18 protein-coding genes and 1 riboswitch are annotated in these 18,317 nt (G+C 72.5%); of the genes, 5 read left to right on the forward strand and 13 right to left on the reverse strand.

Annotation, left to right across the window (positions count from 1 at the left end):
• Position 1: 1 nt before the first annotated feature.
• Together OG310_RS30105 and bioB are read right to left on the reverse strand one after the other, a co-directional pair.
• Positions 2–1,372: an adenosylmethionine--8-amino-7-oxononanoate transaminase gene (locus tag OG310_RS30105; protein WP_443078764.1), complete on the reverse strand. Its 1,371-nt coding sequence runs from the start codon at positions 1,370–1,372 to the stop codon at positions 2–4.
• Positions 1,365–2,591: a biotin synthase BioB gene (gene bioB, locus OG310_RS30110; RefSeq protein WP_329458978.1), complete on the reverse strand. Its 1,227-nt coding sequence runs from the start codon at positions 2,589–2,591 to the stop codon at positions 1,365–1,367. The genes OG310_RS30105 and bioB overlap by 8 nt, the downstream gene beginning before the upstream one ends.
• 145 nt (positions 2,592–2,736) lie before the next feature.
• Between bioB and OG310_RS30115 the strand changes: the two genes are divergently transcribed.
• Entirely contained in the window at positions 2,737–3,897 is a 1,161-nt protein-coding gene (locus tag OG310_RS30115) for an 8-amino-7-oxononanoate synthase (RefSeq protein WP_329458979.1), read from the forward strand.
• Between the two features lie 240 nt (positions 3,898–4,137).
• Positions 4,138–4,563: an ATP-binding protein gene (locus OG310_RS30120; protein ID WP_329458980.1), complete on the forward strand. Its 426-nt coding sequence runs from the start codon at positions 4,138–4,140 to the stop codon at positions 4,561–4,563.
• Positions 4,564–4,626: 63 nt separating this feature from the next.
• Here the strand turns inward: OG310_RS30120 and OG310_RS30125 are convergent, their stop codons facing one another.
• The 3 genes from OG310_RS30125 to OG310_RS30135 form a co-directional block, all read right to left on the reverse strand.
• Complete coding sequence (locus tag OG310_RS30125; protein WP_329458981.1) at positions 4,627–5,103, reverse strand: C40 family peptidase; 477 nt, start codon at positions 5,101–5,103, stop codon at positions 4,627–4,629.
• Between the two features lie 3 nt (positions 5,104–5,106).
• Positions 5,107–5,286: riboswitch (cyclic di-AMP (ydaO/yuaA leader) on the reverse strand.
• A 327-nt stretch (positions 5,287–5,613) separates the two neighbouring features.
• Entirely contained in the window at positions 5,614–5,922 is a 309-nt protein-coding gene (locus OG310_RS30130) for a hypothetical protein (RefSeq protein WP_329458982.1), read from the reverse strand.
• Positions 5,923–5,929: 7 nt separating this feature from the next.
• A complete protein-coding gene (locus OG310_RS30135) occupies positions 5,930–6,577 on the reverse strand; it encodes an ATP-dependent Clp protease proteolytic subunit (RefSeq protein ID WP_329458983.1) in 648 nt (215 codons plus the stop codon).
• A 53-nt stretch (positions 6,578–6,630) separates the two neighbouring features.
• Here OG310_RS30135 and OG310_RS30140 point away from each other — a divergent pair, with 53 nt between their 5' ends.
• On the forward strand, positions 6,631–6,912 hold the full coding sequence (locus OG310_RS30140) for a type II toxin-antitoxin system Phd/YefM family antitoxin (RefSeq protein WP_329458984.1): 282 nt from the start codon (positions 6,631–6,633) through the stop codon (positions 6,910–6,912).
• 531 nt (positions 6,913–7,443) lie between these two features.
• Here the strand turns inward: OG310_RS30140 and OG310_RS30145 are convergent.
• From OG310_RS30145 to OG310_RS30155, 3 genes are all read right to left on the reverse strand, one after another.
• A complete protein-coding gene (locus OG310_RS30145; protein ID WP_329458985.1) occupies positions 7,444–8,490 on the reverse strand; it encodes an NAD-dependent epimerase/dehydratase family protein in 1,047 nt (348 codons plus the stop codon).
• Between the two features lie 62 nt (positions 8,491–8,552).
• Entirely contained in the window at positions 8,553–9,272 is a 720-nt protein-coding gene (locus OG310_RS30150) for a lysophospholipid acyltransferase family protein (protein ID WP_329460466.1), read from the reverse strand.
• Positions 9,273–9,546: 274 nt separating this feature from the next.
• Positions 9,547–10,446 (reverse strand): helix-turn-helix transcriptional regulator, encoded by a 900-nt coding sequence (locus OG310_RS30155; RefSeq protein WP_329458986.1) that lies wholly within the window; start codon positions 10,444–10,446, stop codon positions 9,547–9,549.
• A 217-nt stretch (positions 10,447–10,663) separates the two neighbouring features.
• On the opposite strand from OG310_RS30155, the gene OG310_RS30160 reads away from it, so the two are divergent.
• Positions 10,664–11,098 carry a nuclear transport factor 2 family protein gene (locus OG310_RS30160; RefSeq protein WP_329458987.1) on the forward strand — a complete coding sequence of 145 codons (435 nt, stop codon included), beginning with the start codon at positions 10,664–10,666 and terminating at the stop codon, positions 11,096–11,098.
• 279 nt (positions 11,099–11,377) lie between these two features.
• Here the strand turns inward: OG310_RS30160 and OG310_RS30165 are convergent, their stop codons facing one another.
• The 5 genes from OG310_RS30165 to OG310_RS30185 form a co-directional block, all read right to left on the reverse strand.
• On the reverse strand, positions 11,378–12,361 hold the full coding sequence (locus OG310_RS30165) for a TDT family transporter (RefSeq protein ID WP_329458988.1): 984 nt from the start codon (positions 12,359–12,361) through the stop codon (positions 11,378–11,380).
• A gap of 152 nt (positions 12,362–12,513) precedes the next feature.
• Positions 12,514–13,152, reverse strand: coding sequence for an HD domain-containing protein (locus OG310_RS30170; RefSeq protein ID WP_329458989.1), 639 nt, complete (start codon positions 13,150–13,152; stop codon positions 12,514–12,516).
• Positions 13,153–13,725: 573 nt separating this feature from the next.
• A complete protein-coding gene (locus tag OG310_RS30175; protein WP_329458990.1) occupies positions 13,726–14,565 on the reverse strand; it encodes an alpha/beta fold hydrolase in 840 nt (279 codons plus the stop codon).
• 297 nt (positions 14,566–14,862) lie between these two features.
• The gene (locus tag OG310_RS30180) at positions 14,863–15,843 is read right to left on the reverse strand and encodes a GlxA family transcriptional regulator (RefSeq protein WP_329458991.1); all 981 of its coding nucleotides are present in this window, start codon (positions 15,841–15,843) and stop codon (positions 14,863–14,865) included.
• A gap of 809 nt (positions 15,844–16,652) precedes the next feature.
• Positions 16,653–17,393 carry an SDR family oxidoreductase gene (locus tag OG310_RS30185; protein WP_329458992.1) on the reverse strand — a complete coding sequence of 247 codons (741 nt, stop codon included), beginning with the start codon at positions 17,391–17,393 and terminating at the stop codon, positions 16,653–16,655.
• 133 nt (positions 17,394–17,526) lie between these two features.
• Here OG310_RS30185 and OG310_RS30190 point away from each other — a divergent pair, with 133 nt between their 5' ends.
• Positions 17,527–18,036, forward strand: a complete 510-nt coding sequence (locus OG310_RS30190; protein WP_329458993.1) for an RrF2 family transcriptional regulator — start codon at positions 17,527–17,529, stop codon at positions 18,034–18,036.
• Positions 18,037–18,317: the final 281 nt, after the last annotated feature.

Consider the following 18,317-nt stretch of genomic DNA (forward strand, 5'->3'; position numbering starts at 1 on the left):
GTCATCCCTTCCGTGCCGCGGCGGTCACCGCGCGGCAGATCGTCGCGACGTCGTCGTCGCCTGTCACATAGGGCGGCATCGTGTACACGAGATCACGGAAGGGACGCAGCCAGACGCCCTCCCGTACGGCCGCTGCCGTGGCCGCAGCCATGTCGACCTCGTGGTCGAGTTGTACGACGCCGATCGCGCCGAGCACCCGCACCTCCCGCACGCCCGGCAGCTCCGCGGCTGCCGCCAGACCCGTCCCGAGCCCCGTCTCGACGCGCTTGACCTCGGCCGCCCAGTCCTGGCCGAGCAGCAGGTCGAGCGACGCGCAGGCGACGGCGGCGGCCAGGGGGTTGCCCATGAACGTGGGGCCGTGGGCGAGGACCGGCACCTCGCCGCGCCCGATGCCGTCGGCCACCCGCTCCGTGCACAGTGTCGCCGCCATCGTCAGGTAGCCGCCCGTCAGGGCCTTGCCCACACACATCACGTCCGGGGCGAGCGCTGCCTGGTCGGCCGCGAACAGCGTGCCCGTACGCCCGAATCCGGTGGCGATCTCGTCGAACACCAGGAGGACGCCGTGCTCGTCGCACGCCTCGCGCAGGACCCGGAGGTAGGCGGGGGAGTGGAAGCGCATGCCGCCCGCGCCCTGCACCACGGGCTCCACGATCACGGCCGCCGTCTCGTGCGCGTGGCGCGCGATCAGCTCGCGCAGCCCGTCGGCGTACGTCTCGTCATACGCGGCGGGCGGCGCCTCCGCGAAGATCTGCCGGGGCAGCACGCCGGACCACAACTCGTGCATCCCGCCCTCGGGATCGCACACCGACATCGGCTGCCAGGTGTCGCCGTGGTAGCCGCCGCGCCAGGTCAGCAGCCGGTGTTTCTCGGGCCGGCCCAGGGAACGCCAGTACTGCAGGCACATCTTGAGCGCGACCTCGACGGAGACGGACCCGGAGTCGGCGAGGAAGACGTGGCGCAGCGGCTCCGGGGTGATCTCGACGAGTTTCGCCGCGAGCCGCACCGCGGGCTCGTGGGTGAGCCCGCCGAACATCACATGGCTCATCCTGCCGAGCTGCCGGTGTGCGGCCTCGTTGAGCGCCGGGTGGTTGTAGCCGTGGATGGCGGACCACCACGACGACATGCCGTCGATGAGTTCGTCCTGCCCGAAGGCGGGTTCCGCGAGCCGTAGCCGCACCCCGGCCGCGGACTCCACGACCAGGGGTTGCGTACGGCCCGGCATCGGACCGTACGGATGCCACACATGGTCCCGGTCCAGCGCGAGCAGCCGGGCGGTGGACAGCCCGTCGCCGAGGGTGCCATGGCCCGCGGAGCCGGCGGCGGGCCCTGGGCCGAGAGGCCCGCCGTCGGCGGGTGCGAGCGGGTCAGGCATTCGGGGCCAGGTCCGTCCCCGCGCCCCTGCGCCGCACCGCGACCAGGTCCGTGCGGGCCGCGCCCGCCACGGCGGCGTCCGCCACCTGGCCGGCCGGCGCGTGGGAACCGCAGGGGGAGCCGGCGGCCGAGCCGCAGCCCCCCGCGGTCCGGCTGTCGCCTGACGCGCTCCCGCAGGCGTCCTCCGATCCGCAGGCACCCGGGGATCCCGCGTCCGTGCGGTGCCCGGGCAGCGTCGTCTCGTCCGCTCCCTCCACCACGAACCCCGCGTCGGCGATCATCTCCAGGTCCTTCTTGCCCTCCTGGCCCTCACTCGTGAGGTAGTCCCCGAGGAAGATCGAGTTGACCAGGTGCAGCGCCAGCGGCTGGAGGGTCCGCAGGTGGACCTCGCGCCCGCCCGCGAGCCTGACCTCCACGTCCGGGCAGACGAACCGTGTCATGGCGAGGATCCGCAGGCACCGCTGCGGCGTCAGGTTCCACTCCTTCGCGAGCGGGGTGCCCTCGAACGGGATCAGGAAGTTGACCGGCACGGAGTCCGGGTCCAGCTCGCGCAGCGAGAACACCACGTCCACCAGGTCGGCGTCGCTCTCACCCATGCCCGCGATCAGTCCGGAGCAGGCCGACAGGCCCGCCGACTGGGCGTGCCGCACCGTCTCCACCCGGTCCGCGAACGTATGGGTGGTCGTGATGTCCCCGTACGTCCCTTCCGACGTGTTCAAGTTGTGGTTGTACGCGTCCGCGCCCGCGGACTTGAGCCGCTCGCCCTGCCCGGCGGAGAGCAGGCCGAGGCAGGCGCACACCTCGACGCCCTCGTTCTCGTCCTTGATCGCCTCGATGGTCCGCGACACCCGGTCGATGTCGCGGTCCGTCGGTCCGCGGCCACTGGCCACCAGGCAGACCCGCTTCGCGCCGCCGGCGACCCCCGCCGCGGCGGCCTTGGACGCCTCCTCGGCCCCCAGCCACGTGTACTTGAGGATCCCCGCGGTCGACCCCAGCCGCTGCGAGCAGTACGAGCAGTCCTCGGGACACAGGCCGGACTTGAGGTTGACCAGATAGTTGAGCTTCACCCGTCGCCCGAACCACTGGCGGCGGACCTTCCCGGCCGCGGCCACCACGTCGAGCAGTTCGTCGTCGGACGTCGCGAGCACGGCGAGGGCTTCCTCCCGCGTCGGCAGCTCGCGCCGCAAGCCCTTGTCCACCAGCGTCTTCAGCAGATCCATGGACCGATCTTCGCTCACCGCCGCACCTGGATGCCAGGGCGGAAGTCACCAACTCGACCGGGTCGAAGTGTGGACATGGCCACACCTGCGGACGGTTTGCAGACCGTTAGTGTCTGTGCACTGCCTACAAAAAGGACCGGACGTCATGGCTCACGACCCCTTTGCCTGGACCGACGAGGCCGCACGCGCCCGGGAGGCCTCGGGACTCGTCCGTACGCTGCGTCCGCGCTCCGCGCAAGGGGATGTGCTCGATCTCGCGAGCAACGACTACCTGGGTCTGGCCCGCCATCCGGAGATCACCCGCGCCGCTGCCGACGCCGCGCTGCGGTGGGGTGCGGGCGCGACCGGTTCGCGCCTGGTCACGGGCAGCACGCGGCTGCACGCGGAACTGGAGCGCGAACTCGCCGGACACTGCGGCTTCGAGGCGGCACTCGTCCTGTCCTCCGGGTACGCGGCCAACCTCGCGGCACTGACCGCACTGACCGCGCGCGGCTCGCTGCTGTTGTCCGACGCGGGCAACCACGCCTCGATCGTGGACGGTTGCCGCCTCTCGCGCGCCGAGACCGTCGTCGTGCCGCACGCGGACCCGGAAACGGTGGGCAAGACCCTGGACGCGCGCGGCAACGACCGGGCGCTCGTCGTCACCGACGCGGTCTTCTCCGTCGACGGGGACGCGGCTCCGCTGCGCGCTCTCGCCGACGTCTGCCGCACCCGGGGGGCGGCCCTGCTCGTCGACGAGGCGCACGGCCTCGGGGTGCTCGGCCCCGGCGGGAGCGGCGCCCTGCACGCGGCCGGACTCGCGGACGGGGAGGGGCGGGTGGCGGACGGGGTGGTCGCCACGGTGACCCTGTCCAAGTCGCTGGGCAGCCAGGGTGGCGCGGTCCTCGGCCCGGCGCGGGTCGTCGAGCACCTGGTCAACACCGCGCGCACGTTCATCTTCGACACGGGTCTGGCCCCGGCCGCGGCCGGCGCGGCTCTCGCCGCGCTGCGGCATCTGCGCGCGCGGCCCACGCTCGCGGACCGGGCCCGCGGGGTCGCCAGGGAACTGCACTCGTCCCTGACCGCGGCGGGCCTCGAAGCCGTACGCCCCGACGCCGCCGTCGTCTCGGTCCGTGCGCCGTCGCCGGGCGCGGCCCTGGCGTGGGCCGCCGACTGCCGGCGCGCGGGTCTCGCTGTCGGGTGCTTCCGGCCGCCGTCGGTCCCGGACGGGATCTCCCGTATCCGCCTGACCGCGCGCGCCGACCTCACCGACGACGCCGTCGAGCGGGCCGTCCGTACGATCGTCGAAACCGCGCCCGAGCGCTGAGCCCGCGCACGGGGGACCGGGTACGGCCCCAAAACCGGCTGGCTGTCGAACAGTTCACTGCTTCGGGCGACAGATGCCTGCATATCGCGGCGAATGGGCCCTTCCGGCGGCACGATGGACCCCACGCCGACACGGGATACCCAATCGCCGCCGACTCGTCCACGCCCCGTGTCGCGCCGTCGACCTCGTGCCCGCACTCGTGCCCGGACTCTTGCCCGGTGGAAAAGGGACAGCCGCGCCATGGCAGACCATCAGGAAGCATCCGTCACCCTGCCGAGTGAGCCGGCCTCGGTCCCCGTGGCCCGAAGATACGTCGCCGACATCCTGACGGAATGGGGCCTTCCGGTAGGTGCGGAGACTGCGGAAACGGTCCGCCTGGTGGTCTCGGAGCTCACGACGAACGCCGTCCTGCACACCTTCGGCCGCTCGCCGACCTTCACCGTGGACATCGCGCTCGACCGCCACGAACACCTCAGGATCGGCGTCACGGACAGCCACCCCGGCCGGCCCCAGCGGCTGCCCGCGGCCGTCCGGCAGGACAACGGGCGCGGCATGGTGATCATCCGCTGGCTGGCCGCCGAGTGCGGCGGGCAGATGTCCGTCACCCCGACAGCGGAGGGCGGCAAGACGGTCTGGATCACCCTGCCGTGGACGGCGGCGGTGTGAGGCTCGCGTTCCGCCGCCGCCACCACCGCCACCGTCCTCGACCCACGATCGGCTGACGCGGGGTCAGGCCACGCGTCCGTACCAGACGTCCTTGGTCCAGATGTGTTCGAGCCGCACCGAGGAGCCGGTCTTCGGCGCGTGCCAGATCCGGTTGTGGCCCGCGTAGATGCCCACGTGGTACACGTACCCGCCGCTGTGGAAGAAGACCAGGTCGCCCCTGCGCCTGGTGCGGGCGGAGACGTGTCTGGTGCGGTTGTACTGCTGCTGTGTGGTGCGGGGCAGCGACTTGCCCGCCTTCTTGTACGAGAACGCGGCGAGGCCCGAGCAGTCGAAACTGCGGGGACCCGTCGCGCCCCATCGGTACGGAGCCCCGGCCTTGGAGGCCGCGATGTGCACCGCCCGGGTGGCCAGGGGCGAGGCGGCGTGCGCGTCGGGCGTCGCGCCCGGGGCGACCAGGGTGCCCCCGACGGCGACGAGCGTGAGGGCCGAGACGGTGCCGGCGCGCGAGAACAGGGACGGGACATGAACCTGCGCAGTCATGCGCAACCCTTCGTCAGCCGCCTGTGAAGGATGACCTGTCGGGTTCGGGCCAACGAAGGTGCCCGGCCGCCTGAGCGGCTTCACCCCGAGGAACGGTCGCGTCGCCGCGCCGGTCCGTAACGCTCGGGTCCTCCACTCCTGCCGATCCACTCGTGTTCGCACGAAATCCGGTACGGCGGCAGGACTCGGCGTCCGCCCGGACCGCCTCACCAGGTGGCGAGGGCTTGCGAGCTGTCGCAGGGATCTTGACTCGCAGAGCGGCGATTTCCGAGTCGAAACGACGATATGTGAATCTCGTCACACTTGAGCCATTCGTGATGATATGAGGCGATCTGGGTGCGGTCCGGACCCCCTCCCGGCCCCCGCACCTGCGGGACTGTCCTCACGCGCGGCGAGCGCCCGGACGCCTCGCGCAACCCGGAAGCCCTCCGTGCGGCCGGTGCCTCCTAGGCCGAACGAGGAGGCGCCGGCGTCCCGGCTGGGCCATCCGTGGATGCCTCCGAGCGGACGTCAGCCGGCCGGGCCCGGCGGCAGCGCCACGCGGCCCGCCCGCCGCTCGCCGTCGAGTACCCGCAGGGCCCGGGCGAGCGTGCCCGTGTGCAGTTCCGACTCGCCCCGGCCGTGCATGCGGGTGAGTGCGTCGCGCAGTTCCAGGACGCGTGCCGGCAGCGCCTGCGCCGCCCGCAGCGCGGTGTACGTATCGGATTCGCGGGCCGGATTGATCCGGGCGATCAGGTCCACGACGGCCAGATAGCCGTCCACCACGTCGCACTCGGCCCGCGTCAGCGCGGGCAGCGGCGGCAGTTCCGGCGGGAGCACCGGGGGCTCACCGCCCCGCGCGGGTGATGCCGGGGCCGGACCCGGCATCCCGGCGGTCCACCACGTGGTCGACGAGGCCGAACTCCCGTGCGGCGTCGGCGTCCAGCACGGTGTCGCGGTCGAGGCTCTCCGCGATCGCGGCGGCGTCGCGGCCGGTGTGCAGGGCCAGCGTCCGCGTCAGGAACTCGCGCTGCCTGACGAGTTCCTCCGCGTGGATGAGCAGGTCGGACGGCTGCCCCTGGACCGGTTCCGTGAGCGACGGCTGCTGGAGCACGACGCGCGCGCCGGGCAGTGCCATCCGCTTGCCCGGTGCGCCGGCGGCCAGCAGGACGGCCGCCACCGAGGCGACCTGGCCGAGGCAGGTGGTGCTCACGTCGCACGAGATGACCCGCATCGTGTCGTAGATCGAGGTCATGGCGGTGAGGGAGCCGCCGGGGGAGTTGATGTACAGCGAGATGTCCTGGTCGGCCGCCGCGTACTCCAGATGCAGGAGTTGTGCGATCACGTCGTTGGCGGCCGTCTCGTCGACGGGTGTGCCGAGGAAGACGATCCGGCCTTCCATCAGCTTCGAGTACGGGTCGAGCGTCCGGGTCCCGTAGCTGGTCCGCTCGGTGAACTCCGGCAGGACGTACCGGGCCGACGGTGGCTGCTGCATGGGCTGCCCCTCACTGAAGAATGTACAGGACGTACAGAACTATGATGGGGACTATGGCTCACGAGATTCCGGTGACGCAAGCCCGTGCCGAGTTCGCCGAACTGATCAACCGCGTCGTCTACGGCAACGAGCGCGTGGTCGTCACCCGGCACGGAAAGCCCCTGGTCGCCCTGGTCTCAGCGGCTGACCTGGAGTTCCTCGAAAGCACCGAGGAGGCGGTCGACGAGCAGGCCGTCCGTTCCGTCTCCAGCGTCCGTGAGGTGCCGTCCGCTCCCGGCGAACGGCCGCGGTTCGGCATCGCCGCCCACTACACCGGCGAGCACCGCGACAGCTAGACCTGCCCACGGGACGTGCGATCGCCCGGCCTCAGGGACGCCGGCCGGGGGAACGGTGCGCGGCGAGGCCGGGGCGTCGGACACCAGCGCGGGCGGGGCCGTCCCGTCCGGGAAGGCCTCTGAATCGCTTCGCCGTTCGCCGTTCGCCGTTCGCCGTTCGCCGTTCGCCGGACGGACCCCGGGCGCGGACCGTCAGCGGCGCGACCCCGGAGCCGGGATTCCGCGCGGGGTGCGCGGTGGCCATGGCATCGGTGCGTGCGGCCTTCGTGCTGAAGCCGCGCTCCCGCGGTTCGAATCCGGCTTCGTCGGGGGACGCCGTACGTGGTGGTCCTGGAGCCGGGTCACGCACAGGGAACGACGAGGACGCAGGGACCCCTCGAAACCGTGGGGCGCCGGACCGGTGGCCGCGGCGCCCACCGGTCCCGTACGGCTGGGGCGGCCGTCGGCCCTCAGGGGCCTGGGCGTTGGGGACGCGGGGGACACGGGGTTCGGCTCCGGGGCCGTTATGGCGGGGAGGGGGACGCCCACCGCTCAGTGCGCCGCCAGCCACGCGTCCTCGGCCGCGTAGTCGAACAGGCCGACCCCGTACGACCGTGCCATGGCGGGGAACGCGTCCCGCCAGTCACCGTGCTCGCCGAGCCGTGCGCTGAGGTAGTCGACCGTCGCCGGCAGCGACGCCGCGTAGTCCGTCACCGGCCGGTAGCCGAGTTCCCGTGCCGCCGCCGACATGTCCATCACCAGCGGGTACGGCATCGACCATGGCGTCTCCCCGACACCGCCGGCCGGGGGCGCCCCCTGCACCAGGACCGTCTCCGTGTCCGCCCCCATCAGCCCGTCGATCCCCGCGGCGATCTCGGAGATGGCCGGAGCGTCCGGGTCCGCCGCGTTCAGCACGCGCGAGCCCGGCCTGGCCGCGGCCAGCCTGACCAGCTCCGCGAGGTTCGACACGTGCACCGGATGGAAACGGCAGGTACCGCCGTACGCGAGGACGCGGCGCCGCCGGCCGTCGAGGATCCGCTTGACGAAGTACAGCTCGCGGGGCGTGCGGCAGTGCACACCATGGACCGCGCCCGCCCGCAACACCGTGGCGGGCAGCACCTCCCCGGCAGCCGCCAGCCGTTGTTCGAGCCGCACCTTGCGGGCGCTGTAGGAATCGCCGACCGGCGCCACCGTCCGCTGCGACTCCGGCATCGGCACCGGGAAGCGGGGAGAACCGTCGGGCTCGGCCTGCGTGTCGAAGCCCCTGCCCCGGTCGTCCTCGTACACCGCCGCGCTGGAGACGACCACCGCCGACCCGACCCGGCCGGCCGCCGCAAGGGCGGCCAACTGGTCGGCGTGCTCCGCGTCGTACGCCACCAGGTCCACCACGACATCGCAGCCGTCGCCCACCACCGCGGCGAGCGCCGCGTCGTCCGCACGGTCCAGTCGTACGGTCCGCACGTGCGCGGGCCACGCCGCGTCGCTGCCGCCGCCGCGCGAGGCGGCCGTCACCTCCCAGCCGTCCTCGGCGAGCGCGCCGACGGCGGCACGCCCGATCTGTCCACTCGCACCGATCACTACCACGTTTCCCTTGGCCATGACCGGCACGCTAGAGCCCCCGCGGCTGCCGTCACCAGCGGTGTTCGCCGTGCGCGGATACGCTAACGGCGGCGCAGCTTCGGGAACCTGGAGCGCTGCTCGGCCTGCCGCGCCCGCACGTCCGCCGCGTATTGGTCGACGTACTCCTGACCCGAGAGGTTCAGGATCGCGTACATGATCTCGTCCGTGACCGCGCGGATCGCGGCCTTCTCCCCGTCGAGCCCCGCGTACCGTGAGAAGTCCAGCGGCTCCCCGAAGCGGATGGTGACCCTCCCCGCACCGATCCGGGGTACCTTCCGCCCCGTCGGCTGGAGTTCGAACGTGCCGAGCATCGCGCAGGGCACCACGGGCACGCCGGCCCGGATCGCCATCACCGCGACGCCCACCTTTCCCTTGTACAGGCGGCCGTCGTGCGAACGGGTGCCCTCCGGGTAGATGCCGAGCAACTCGCCCCGGGAGAGCACCCCCAGGCCCTCGGTGATCGCCGTCCTTCCGGCCTCGCGGCCCGACCTGTCCACCGGGATCTGACCGGCACTGCGGAAGAAGAATGCGGTCAGGCGTCCCTTGGGGCCACGCCCGGTGAAGTACTCCGCCTTGGCCAGGAAGGTGATGCGCCGCTTGAGGATCGCGGGCATCAGCAGGTGGTCGGAGAACGACAGGTGATTGCCCGCCACGATCGCGGCGCCGCGTGCGGGCACGTGGCGCAGCCCCTCGATCCGGGGCCGGAACAGCACACGCAGCAGCGGGCCGAGCAGTACGTACTTGAGGACGTAGTAGAACACGGCCTTCCCCTCACTCTGCCGGACCGGCTCCGCGCCCGCGTGCTGCCAGGTCATGGGGCGCGGGCCCGTGATCCGTCGATCCGCTTCCACGATCGACACGGCCAGGTCTGATCGCACTCGTACCGACGTCCCGTGCCGGCTTCCCGTTGACCGGCTTGATGCGGCGTCAGCCCGACCGTCGGGCGGGAAGGTCCTTCCCCGTCGACCGCGGCCCGACACCCGGGGAGCCCCCTCACCGTCCCTCGACTGCCCTCGCGGCGTGCGCCGCCGCGCCTCAGGACAGCGGCGGCGAGGGCCGGCCCGTGGATCGAGCGCCGCGCTGAGGCCCGTTCGTAGCGGACCAGTTGGCGAGCAGCTTCAGGCTGTCCTCGGCCGCGCTTCCGGGGGGCGCGCTGTAGACGATCACGCTCAGGCCGCTCTCGTCCGGCAGGGACATGGTCTCCTGGTCGAGTTCCAGGTCGCCGACGAGCGGATGGTTGAGCCGTTTCGTGGTGTCGCGGAAGACGTGCACGTCCTGCGAGCCCCACATCACACGGAACGCGTCGCTGCGGGTGGAGAGTTCACCGATCAGGTTCGTCAGTTTGCGGTCGTGGGGGCTCTTTCCCGCCTCGATGCGCAGGGCGCCCACGGCGAAGCGGGCCATGCGCTCCCAGTCGGTGTAGAACCGCCTGGCCCCGGGGTTGAAGAACGCGAACCGGGCGACGTTCGTCCCGCAGATCGGGTCGGCGAACATCTCCGAGTACAGGGCCCGGCCCAGGGGGTTGGCGGCCAGTGTGTCGAGGCGGTTGTTCATCACGTACGCCGGCAGCTCCGGCATCCCCTCGACGATGCGCGTCACACTCGGGCGCACCGCCTGGCGCGCGGCCCGCTGGCGGGCCCGCGTCCCGGGCGGCGGTCCGGCGGCGCGGGCGAGGTCGCGCAGGTACATGCGCTCGGTGTCGTCGAGCCGCAGGGCCTGGGCGAGGGCGTCCAGCACGCTGTCGGAGACCCCTTTGAGGTTGCCGCGTTCCAGCCGCGTGTAGTACTCGACGCTCACCCCCGCGAGGGTGGCGACCTCCCCCCTGCGCAGTCCGGAGACCCGGCGCTGCCCGTACGTCGGCAGTCCCGCCTGCTCCGGGGTGATCTTGTCGCGTCGGGAGCGGAGGAAGGCACTGACGGCGTCCCGGTTGTCCATGAGGACAGGGTAGGCAGGCCGCGCGACGGCTGGGGGACCCTGCCAGTACCTCTCACAGCGGGGACTCACCGGGCGCGCCCGTCTGCCGTTGCATGGTGCGTGCCCCGGTTCTTCCGGGGCCCGGCCGGTGCGAGGACGTACGCGCCTCGGCCGGCCCTTCCCGTACCGGGCCGCCACGAAGGCTCGCGTACCAGTGCGGAAATGAGAGGCACCCACGATGAGCAACGGGACCGAGACGACGACGGAACGCCCCGCGGAGATCGTGCGAGGGCTGTACGCCGCACTGAGCACGGGCGATGTGCCGGGCGTCCTCGCGAGGCTGGCGCCCGACGTGATCGTCGACGAGCCGCGCCTGCTGCCCTACGGCGGCGTGCACCGGGGCCGCGAGGCGTTCGTGCAGTCGGTCCTCGGCGCCATGACGGGCCACGCCGATGTCGCCATCACCGGCGCCGAGGTCTTCGAGGGCCCGGCCGGCGTCGTCGGCACGCTCACCGGAGCACTCACGGCCCACACCACCGGTGAGGAGTTCCCCCTGACGATGGTCGAGATCCATCAGGTCGAGGGCGGCGCGGTACGCACGATCGACGTGTACATCAAGAATCCCGACGAGCTCGCCGCCTTCTACGCGCGGGCCGAGGCCGGCAGCCGCTGACGATGCGGCCTCCCGGAGTCCCGATACCCACGCCCACGCCCACTCCCGTGGCCGTGCCTGTGCCTGTGCCTGTGCCCGAGGGTGGGCTGCCGCCCCGGCGCGGGCACCCGCTGGCGGACCGGGACCGGGACCGAGACTGGGGCTGGGACCGAGACCGGGAGTGGGACCGGGACCCGGACCGCGGAAGGTCGGTGGTGTGTTCCGGGATGAGCGGAACGACCGGCCGGTCCGGCCCGGACGCGACGCGTTTGCGGCACTCTGACGCGGGTCGGGTGGTGCTCACGTCCCCGGGTGGCCGGCGGCCGGTGGCGCCGGCTGCGGCGGCAGCAGTTGGCGCCTCGCCAATGCCACGCAGGTGCGGACGAGCATCCCGCCGACCAGCAGGGTCACGGCGGCCAGGACGAGGTAGGTGTACACCAGGTGGCCCGCGGGGCGCCCGTACTCGATCCAACGGAGCGTCACCGTGGCGACCGCCGCCCAGGAGAACGTGAACGCCCAGAGGCCGGGTGCGAACGACAGCCGCACGAAGAGCGGCATCAGCCGCAGTTGCGCCACCACCATCAGAAGTCCGTAGCCCGCGAACGCGGCGGCGATCCCGTCGATGTGGTCGCCGTTGATGGCGAGGTAGCCGAGGGTGGCCACCGGCGCGGGGGCCACCTCGATCGCGAGCGTGGGCTGCAGTGCCGGAGGCGGCAGCGGCCGGGCGAACAGCCGGGCCAGGATGACCGAACCGATCATCACCCAGCAGATCACCCCGAGCCCGAGCATGATCTCCCCCAGCCGCACCTGGCCCACGTCGGCCGCCGAGGCCGCGGCGATCAGGCCGCCGGCGGCCGTGGGCAGGAAGTACCCGGGATGCACCGTGTCGAAGTTCATCTCGCCGTAGATCCACTGGCCGGTCAGCCAGCCACCGAGCACCAGGGTCAGGACGAGGAAGACGTCGACGACGACGGTGGCGCCCCCGGCCCAGAAGAGCCGCAGCCCCTGGGCGCCGAACACCATCGGGGTGATGACCGCGAGGGACGCGAACGGGCTCAGCGCCGTGTCCCGCAGGTCCGCGGCGAAGGCGCCCCTGGTGGTGAACACGTAGCGTCCGTACGCGGCGACGACGAGCACCCACGCGAGCGCGGACAGGGCGAGCAGTGCACGCCCCACCGTGTCGGGCACATGACCGGCCCGGGCGGCGGCGGCCCAGCTGCCGCTCAGTCCCGCGAGTCCGAAGGCCACGCCGAAGAGATTGAGAGGGATCCGCCGAGCGGCCACAGGCTGCCTTTCGCTGGTCTTCCGGACATCGCTTCGTCAGGTCGTCGTGCCGTCGCGTCGTCGGGCTCTCGTGCCGTCGGGGGCGAAGCCGCGCCGGTGTCCGCGAAAGCCCGGGCGGGGCCCATCGGACACGGCGTCGCGGCCGGGTGTCCCTACTCGGGCCAGGCCGAGTTCTGGATGACGTCCACGAAGTCCGTGTGCCGGAAGCCGGGGACGAAGTGCTCCAGGACGTCGGCGTTGACCGTCCCGAACGTGGTGTCGGGGCGGTGCTTGAAGCCGTCGGTGAAGGCCTGGAGGATCTGCCGCTTGAAGTCGGGCCGGGGGTGCGCGGCCGTCACGGCGGCGATCTCCGCCTCGGTCAGATTGCCCAGGCGCATGCCCAGGACGTCGGTCTCGACACCCGCCGTGGTCGCGGCGATCTCCGGGGCCATCTTGTAGGGCACCTCGGGCGTGGTGTGCAGCGCGATGGCCGTCCACACGGTGGCGGCGTCCGCCTCGGAGAAGCCGTGCGTCAGCAGGAAGGCCCGGGCCTGGTCGGCCCCGTCCAGTTCGAAGCGCTGGTCGTCACTGCGGTACGGGGGCACGAGGCCCGTGTCGTGGAAGAGGGCGGCCACGTACAGCAGCTCCGGGTCGGGACTGATGCCCAGGGCGCGCGCCTGGAGGCTGCCGAAGAGGAACACCCGGCGGGAGTGGTTGAAGATCAGTGGTGTGGTGGTTTCCCGGATGAGTCCGGTCGCGTCCCGGGCCAGGGTGCTGTCGGGGATCGCGATGTCGGCGATGGTGTCGGTCATGGGGGCCTCTTCGGCTCGTCGCGGTTGTTGTGTGTTTCTCACGATGCGCCCGGGAGCGTCGCCGCTTCCGCTACCGGATGGCCAACAGGCCCTCGATTCCGGACACGGGCCGGGCGCGTAGGAGTGGGACGGAGCGGGGACGGGGCGGTAAGCGGGAGTCGGACGGAACGGGGGAGTGGGACGGAGCCGGGAACCGAACGGGGCGAAACGGAACGGGGGCGCGGCCGGCGGCTCGCCGTCGAGGGCCGCCGGTGGTCCGGGACGAAGGATCCGGTACCCGCCCGCTGCCGGGCGTCGGCGTCCCGGGGCGAGGGGGTTGGTGCCGGGCCAGCGGGTGCATGCCCGCGACGGCCCCTGGTCCGCGCCGGCGTCCCGGCGAGGCGGGCGTCCCGGTCGCGCGAGGCACCGGACCGGGTGCTCCCGGCTGCGTGGGGCGTGTGCCCGGACGGGACCGGACACCCGGGTGTGGGTGTCCCCGCACGTGTGCCGGCGTCCAGCGGGGCGGCGCTCGCCCGGGCCGTCGCACGCGTACCGGCCGGTGACGGCTCTCTCCGTACGCCTGCCGGCTCTCCGTCAGGACGGCGGCCCTGCCCGCTCCCACCAGTCCGCGACCAGAGCGGCGTAGGCGTCCGGCTTCTCCTCCCAGCAGAAGTGCCCGGCACCCTCGATGAGGTCGACCCGGCTGTTGGGCAGACGTTCGTGCAGGAAGAGCCCGTTGACGGGCGGGACCACCTGGTCCTGGGCGCCCGCCACGATGCGGACGGGGGTTTCGATCCCGGCGAGGAGTTCCGCCAGCTGAGGAAGCTGCTCGCCGTAGGCGCGGGCGTACTTCATGGACTCCACGAAGCGGTCGCCGGCATAGGACTTCAGATAATCCGCTCGGATCTCCTCGGAGGGCGTGTACCCGTCGATCGTGCTCAGTGCGGCGTTGACGATCGCGGCCGAGTCCATCTGCCGGTACGGCTCCAGGTCGGGGGCCTCCACCCATTCCTTCAGCACGCCGGTCAGCTCCAGGGGTACGGCCGCGCCGCCGCTTCCGACGACGATGCTGCGGAAGCGTCCCGGCTGCGCCGCAGCGGCGAACAGTGCCGAGGAGGTGCCGATGTCCGGGCCGACGACATGCGGATGGTCCAGGCCGAGGGTATCGGCGACGCGGAGGATGAACGCTCCCGTCGCCTTCGGGGACATGAGGTTGTCACGCCGCTGCGATCCGCCGAACCCGGGCGGATCCAGCGCCACCAGGCGGGCTCGTTCGGCCAGTTGCGGCCAGCACTGCTCGTAGGCGAAGACGCTCTCCGGCCAGGGGCTCAGCAAAAGGGCCTCCGGACGATCGCTTTGCGCCTCGCTCTGCGCGTAACGGATGGTCAGGCCGTCGACGACCGTCGTCCGGGTGGTGATGGGTGAAGGACTCACGACGCTCACTCTCGTCTCGGTGTACGGCGATCGGCACGGGTCGGGCTCTGTCCTGGTACCGGGCGACGGCGGCCCCCCCCGGCGTGGTCGAGGAGGTGACCCCCGATTCATCACTCAAATCAGCACGTGTGAGGCCACGACACCGGCACACGGCCGCCGTGATTCACCCTTGCGGTGGGATGCGGGCGGCCGTTTCCCGCGGTCGGCCCGTCGCGTGCCGCCGCGCGCCGTCCGTCCTCGCGCTCGGGGCGCCGTCGCGCTGCCGCCCGGTGTCCTCGCGGTCGGACCGGTGTCCGCTCAGGCCCTGGACGGCGTCCGGCGGGCCGTGGTGGTGAACCGTCGCTGGTAGTGCGTCGGGGAGATCCCGAGGTGCCGGGCGAAGGCGCGCCGCAGGGTCTCGTAGCTCGGGAAGCCGGACAGGGCTGCTGCCTCGGTCGCGTTGTGGCCGGAATCGAGGAGCGCCTTGGCGATGTCGAACCGGATCAGTTCCACGTATTTCAGTGGGGTGGTCCCCAGTTCCGCGCGGAACAGCCGCGTCAGGTGCCGGGGGCTCACCCGTACGTGTGCGGCCAGCGAGTCCAGGCTGTGGTCCGCCGCGGGGTCCGCCTGCACCGCGTCCAGCACCAGACGCAGCACCGGCGTCCGGGGCGGCGCCCCCTGCAGCGGCGCGGAGAACTGCGACTGCCCGCCCGAACGCTGCATGTAGACCACCAGTGAACGCGCCACGCTCCTCGCCAGATCGGGCCCGTGGTCCTCCTCCACCAGGGCGAGAGCCAGGTCGATGCCCGCGGTGACCCCGGCCGAGGTGTACGTCGTACCGTCCTTGACGTAGATGGCGTCCGGCTCCACGCGCGTGTGCGGATGGCTGCGGGCGAGCAGCGCCGTGTGCCGCCAGTGCGTGGTGACCCGCTTGCCGTCCAGCAGGCCGGCCGCCGCGAGGATGAACGCGCCGGTGCAGATCGAGGCGACCCGTCCCGCGGCCGCCGCGAGCGCGGCGGCCGCCGAGACCAGTTCCCGGTCGATGGCCGAACCCGGCAAGGCGTCGCCCCCCGACACCAGGAGGGTGTCGAACGGCGCGGCGCCCGCGGTGTCCGTGTCGACCGGCAGGGTGAGGCCGATGGACGAGCGCACCGGCGAACCGCCCACGGAGATGAGGCTGAGCCGGTACGCGGCGCCGTTCAGATTGGCCTCGCTGAACACCTCGGCGGGCCCGGAGACGTCGAGCATCTTCATACCGTCGAACACCAGGATGCCGACACTGTGCACGGGAGTGGCCATGGTTCTCTCTGTCGTATCCGCGTGGGGGTGGTATCCGTGGGGAGGGTCAGCGCCCGGGACGGGCCGGGCCGCCACCGGCCTCGTCCCGTACGGGGCCGATCGCCGTGTCCGGGAGCTTCCCGAGGGGGCGGCGCCCCGCCCGGCCGGTCCACTCGGTGGTGGCGACGTCCAGGCACGCCAGGGAAGACGGGACGATCGGGTGGGCACACAGGGCACGGGTCTTCCCGGCCCGCCGAGCCGGTCGGCGGCGTCGGGGACGAGGAGTGGCTGCCACCGCGGGTGCCTGTTCGGCGTCGCCGCCCGCAGCGAGGGCGTCCCGGCGAGCCGGGTCGCCCTGCGCGGGCCGTACGTCCTCCGCCGGCGGTGCGGCACACACCTGAAGGCCAGGGCGGAGCGCGGTCCGCGGCGGCTCCCGCACCGGCCGGGTCCGAAGGCCTCGGCGACCTCGTGGCCGCGTTCGATCAGGTCGCCGGCGACCCTGTCCTCCTCGGTGTCGAGGTACCGGAAGACACCTCCGGTGGCCATCCCGACCTCCTGGGCGATCCGGTCGACGTGGTTCCCATCGACGGGTGTCCGGTCGGATCCCTGGGCCACGAACAGCTCCAGGGGCCCTGCGGAGACCTCGGTCCGCGCGGCCCCGCGAGTCACTTCCCGAGGTCCCGTTCGTCCTGGCCGCCGGGCGTTCTCCCGCGTGCGCATACTGGAGCGTAGCCCGCCGGGGACGGCATGGTCCGACACCTTCGAGGCGGCCCGTACCTGCGCGGGGCGGCCGCGTCGGAGCCGGTGGCGGGCAGCCCCCGGGCGTCACGTCAGTGGGCCTGCCGGAGCCAGTCCCGGTAGTGGGTGGGTGCCAGGCGCGCGTCCGGCCCGGGGACGAGTACGTCGCCCGAGACCGCCGCGAACATGCCGGCCGTGTCGTCGACGACGACGCTCCGGTCGTCCCCGTGGGCGGCGAGGGTGAGTCTGCCGAGTTCGTCGAGGGGGAAGACGTCGGGGCCGCCGAAGTTCCGGATCCCTCGGAGCGGTGCGCCGCCGGCGACCTCCGCGACCGCGTCGGCGACGTCCGCGGCGGCCATCGGCCGCAGCGGCGTCGCGGGCAGCCGCACGGTGCTCGCGTCGGAGGTCCAGGACAGGACGGCGTCCATGAACTCGAAGAACTGGGTGACGCGCACGATGGAGTAGGGCGTGGGCCCCTGCCGCAGCAACTCCTCCTGGAGTGCCTTCGCCCGGTAGTAGTCCAGTTCGGGGACCTGGTCCACCCCGACGATCGAGAGGACGACCTGGTGCCGGGCACCGGCCCTGTCCCCCGCGGCGAGCAGGTTGTCCATGGATGTGCGGAAGAAGTCCAGGGAGGCGGTGTCGAAGGTCGGTGAGTTCGCCAGGTTGACCACGGTCTCGGCGCCGTCCAGGGCCTGGTCGAGGCCCTGGCCCGTGAGCAGGTCGACGCCCGTGGACAGCGCGGCGGGAACGGCCTGATGTCCCGCGGCTGTCAGCTTCTTGACCACCTGTGAGCCGATCAGCCCGGTACCGCCGATGACTGTGACCTTCATGGCTCTCACCTTTCGCGGCGTGCCGTGGGCATGCCGGGGTTCGTGGAGGACGCGTCCTCAACTCGGATACTTCTTGTCCGGGATAATAGTCGGATAGTCTTTGTCCGAGTTGAGGGAACGGGGAGGCACGGGCGTGAAATTGTCCGGCGGGGTCGAATGGGCTCTGCACTGCTGTGTCGTCCTGACCGAGGCCACGGCCCCGGTTCCCGCGGCGCGCCTCGCGGAGTTGCACGACGTGTCAGGGACCTACCTCGCCAAGCAACTCCAGGCACTCTCGCGCGCGGGCCTGGTCGGTTCCGTCCAGGGCAAGGCAGGCGGATACGTCCTGACCCGGGCACCCGAACTCATCACCGTCCTCGACGTCGTCGTGGCGCTCGACGGCCCCCGGCCCGCCTTCGTGTGCACGGAGATACGTCAGAGGGGCCCGCTGGCGACACCGCGGGAGGACTGCACCCGGCCCTGTGCCATCGCCCGCGCGATGGCGGGCGCGGACGCCGCATGGCGGGCGGCACTGCGGGGGACATCCGTCGCGGACCTCGCCAGGAACGTCGAAGAGGACTCAGGACCCACCGCGCCCGCCGGCGTCCGCGCCTGGCTGACCGGACCGGACGGTGGCGCTCCCCGGAGCCTCCCGTACGAGTGAGCGCCGAGGCCGTCGCGCGACCGCGACAGTCACGCTTCCGGCACACGCGCGGCATCCCGCGCCGTGCCGCCCGGCCCGATCCGCGGTGATTCCGCCCTGTGCCCGGTCCGTGATGCCGCCCTCGGGGTCCACACCGCGTGCGCCCCGGTCCGTCGTGCCGCGGAAGCCACCCGGGGAAGGGGCCCGCGGACACCGGCGTGATCCCGCTCGGAGCCTCATGTCTGATTCTCGGCACCCGGGCCCATGACCGCGTGCACCGCGGCCCTGGACGGCAGCGGCCC

Source organism: Streptomyces sp. NBC_01497 (genome assembly GCF_036250695.1).
In the GTDB taxonomy this organism is placed as follows: Bacteria; Actinomycetota; Actinomycetes; order Streptomycetales; family Streptomycetaceae; genus Streptomyces.